The 3,338-nt window shown below is 34.9% G+C and carries 3 protein-coding genes; all 3 read left to right on the forward strand.

Annotated elements, in window-relative coordinates; all coding sequences use genetic code 11:
- On the forward strand, window positions 1-1,209 hold a 1,209-nt coding region (locus CD128_RS10810), incomplete at its 5' end, for a UDP-N-acetylglucosamine 1-carboxyvinyltransferase (RefSeq protein WP_103329906.1).
- A 148-nt stretch (window positions 1,210-1,357) separates the two neighbouring features.
- Window positions 1,358-1,693, forward strand: a complete 336-nt coding sequence (locus CD128_RS10815; RefSeq protein ID WP_103329907.1) for a winged helix-turn-helix transcriptional regulator — start codon at window positions 1,358-1,360, stop codon at window positions 1,691-1,693.
- A 145-nt stretch (window positions 1,694-1,838) separates the two neighbouring features.
- Window positions 1,839-3,266, forward strand: a complete 1,428-nt coding sequence (locus CD128_RS10820; protein WP_103329908.1) for an aldehyde dehydrogenase family protein — start codon at window positions 1,839-1,841, stop codon at window positions 3,264-3,266.
- Window positions 3,267-3,338: the final 72 nt, after the last annotated feature.

A 3,338-nucleotide genomic window follows, 5' to 3' on the forward strand; every position in this document is an offset into this window, starting at 1 on the left:
GGTGCTAAAAATAGTGCAGTGGCTATCATTCCAGCGACATTATTAGCTCAAGGCCAAGTAAAGCTTGATGGTCTGCCACAAATTTCTGATGTAGAAACATTAGTGAGTTTATTAGAAGATTTAAACATTAAAACAAATTTGGATGGCAAACATTTAGATGTTGATACTACTGACATACAAAATGCGCCCTTACCAAATAATAAAGTAGAATCTCTTCGTGCGTCTTATTATATGATGGGAGCGATGTTAGGTCGCTTTAAAAAATGTGTCATTGGCTTACCAGGCGGTTGTCCACTAGGGCCTCGACCAATTGATCAACACATCAAAGGATTTAAAGCACTTGGTGCCGAAATCGATGAGTCTAGTGAAACATCTATGAAGCTCGAAGCTAAAGAACTTCATGGTGCTAATATCTTCCTTGATATGGTAAGTGTAGGAGCAACGATTAACATTATGTTAGCTGCCGTGCATGCTAAAGGCCAAACAGTTATTGAAAACGCTGCTAAAGAACCTGAAGTTGTAGATGTTGCTAACTTCCTAAATAGTTTAGGTGCAGATATTAAAGGTGCAGGTACAAGCACGTTGAAAATTAACGGCGTAGACACATTACATGGTTCAGAATATCAAATTATTCCTGACCGTATTGAAGCAGGAACGTATATGTGTATTGCAGCTGCGTGTGGTGAAAAAGTAACGGTTAATAATATTGTACCGAAACATGTAGAAGCGTTAACTGTAAAATTAAAAGAATTAGGCGTAGATATAGATATTGATGACGATGCAGAAAAAGCGATCATTAAAGGTCATAAAGATTATAAAAATGTAGATATTAAAACATTAGTATATCCTGGCTTTGCTACAGATTTACAACAACCAATCACACCATTATTATTTATGGCAGATGGTCCTTCATTTGTTACTGAAACAATTTATCCAGCTCGTTTTAAACATGTAGATGAATTGAAGAATATGGGCGCTAATATCGAAGCAGATATGTCTACGGGTACAGCTACTATTAAACCTTCTTCATTACAAGGTGCTGATGTTTATGCAAGTGACTTACGTGCAGGTGCATGTTTAATTATTGCTGGGTTAATTGCTGAAGGCGTTACAACTATTTATAACGTTAAACATATTTATCGTGGTTATACAGACATTGTTAAACATTTAGAAGAATTAGGCGCAGACATTTGGACTGAACAAGTGTAAAAATATCTGGTATAATAATTATATTAAAGACAAAAAGTAAATGAAGTATAGTCCAAATGTGATTTACTTCATAGCCTGTACCACAACACTGAATAAGTCTACAGGCTCGTTCTTTTTGTATAAGATGTTTTGATTAGAGGTGAAGACAATGGAAATCTGTCCATATCTTGAAGAAACCTTTAAAATTGTTGGTAGAAGTTGGAACGGTTTAATCATTAACTACCTATCTCGATGCACTGATTATACTGCACACTTTTCCGATATGAAAAGGGATTTAAAAACGATTACCCCTCGTGCTTTAAGTATTAAATTAACAGATTTAGGTGAATGGGGATTAGTAGAGAAGAAGGTAGTTTCAACTAGTCCGGTTTCAATTATTTATGAATTGACAGATAAAGGAAGAGCTCTAGCTGAAGCTTTAAAACCAATGGAAGATTGGGCTAGAACTTATATAGAGCTTGAAAACGAAGTTAAAGCTAAATAATTATGAAATAGTTCTGCAATATTGCGTTATGTTTTAGTAATGCAAAGCAGAACTTTTTTCATTTTAAAATGGCTATGTTTAAATTTTTCTAAAAGGGATAAACATTAGACAGATGAAATAACGACGCTTAAGGAGTGAGTAATTGATGAGAAATTATACTCAACAATATATTAACGGCGAATGGATTGATAGTGAAAGCGGAGAAACAATTGATGTCATTAATCCTGCAACTGAAGAAGTTATCGGTAAAGTAGCTAAAGGTAACGAAAAAGACGTAGATAAGGCTGTAGAAGCTGCTAATGACGTATATTTAGAATTTCGCCATAGCTCAGTTAAAGAAAGAAAAGAATTATTAGATAAAATCGTTGAAGAATATAAAAATAGAAAACAAGATATTATTGAAGCTATTACAGATGAATTAGGTGCACCACTTACTATTTCTGAAAATGTACATTACGAAATGGGCTTACAACATTTCCAAGAAGCTAGTAAAGCATTAGATTCATTTGAATTTGAAGAGCGCCGTGGCGATTCATTAGTAACTAAAGAAGCAATCGGTGTCACTGGTTTAGTAACACCTTGGAACTTCCCAACTAACCAAACTTCATTAAAACTTGCAGCAGCATTTGCAGCTGGTAGTCCAGTAGTACTTAAACCATCTGAGGAAACACCATTTGCTGCAATTATCTTAGCTGAAATCTTTGATAAAGTTGGCGTACCTAAAGGTGTATTCAACTTAGTTAACGGCGACGGTGAAGGTGTAGGTAATCCATTAAGTGAACATCCTAAAGTAAGAATGATGTCATTTACTGGTTCAGGACGTACTGGTTCTAAAATCATGGAAAAAGCTTCAAAAGACTTCAAAAAAGTATCTCTTGAATTAGGTGGTAAATCACCTTATATCGTATTAGACGATGTAGATATTAATGAAGCAGCGAAAGCTACTACAGGTAAAGTAGTTAACAACACTGGTCAAGTTTGTACTGCAGGTACACGTATCTTAGTACCTGAAAGTATTAAAGAAGAATTCTTAACAGCATTAAAAGAAGAATTCAGTAAAGTTAAAGTGGGCGATCCTCGCGAAGAAGGTACACAAGTTGGCCCAATTATTAGTAAAAAACAATTTGATACAGTGCAATCATATATCGATAAAGGTATCGAAGAGGGTGCTGAATTATTCTACGGTGGCCCAGGTAAACCAGAAGGATTAGACACTGGTTACTTTGCAAGACCAACAATCTTTATTAATGTAGATAATGACATGACAATTGCTCGTGAAGAAATCTTTGGTCCAGTAGCTTCAGTTATCACTTATAATGATGTAGATGAAGCAATTAAAATTGCAAATGATACAGAATACGGCTTAGCTGGTTATGTCATTGGTAAAGATAAAGATACGCTTCAAAAAGTAGCGCGCTCAATTGAAGCTGGACGTATTCAAATTAATGAAGCGGCAAATACACCAGACTTACCATTCGGTGGTTATAAACAATCTGGTATCGGTCGTGAATGGGGCGATTACGGAATTGAAGAATTCTTAGAAGTTAAATCAATCGCTGGTTATTTCATTTAATTTGAAAAATTAATTTAATTATGATTTATAACAGTGCATGGGACATTTATAGTTCCATGTGCTGTTTTAATT

It is taken from the genome of Staphylococcus croceilyticus, from assembly GCF_002902575.1.
Lineage (GTDB): Bacteria > Bacillota > Bacilli > Staphylococcales > Staphylococcaceae > Staphylococcus > Staphylococcus croceilyticus.

Excerpts from the sequence above, each read along its gene's own strand:
- CD128_RS10815 (WP_103329907.1), top strand. The coding sequence starts at position 1,358 with ATGGAAATCTGTCCATATCTTGAAGAAACCTTTAAAATTGTTGGTAGA.
- CD128_RS10820 (WP_103329908.1), top strand. The coding sequence starts at position 1,839 with ATGAGAAATTATACTCAACAATATATTAACGGCGAATGGATTGATAGT.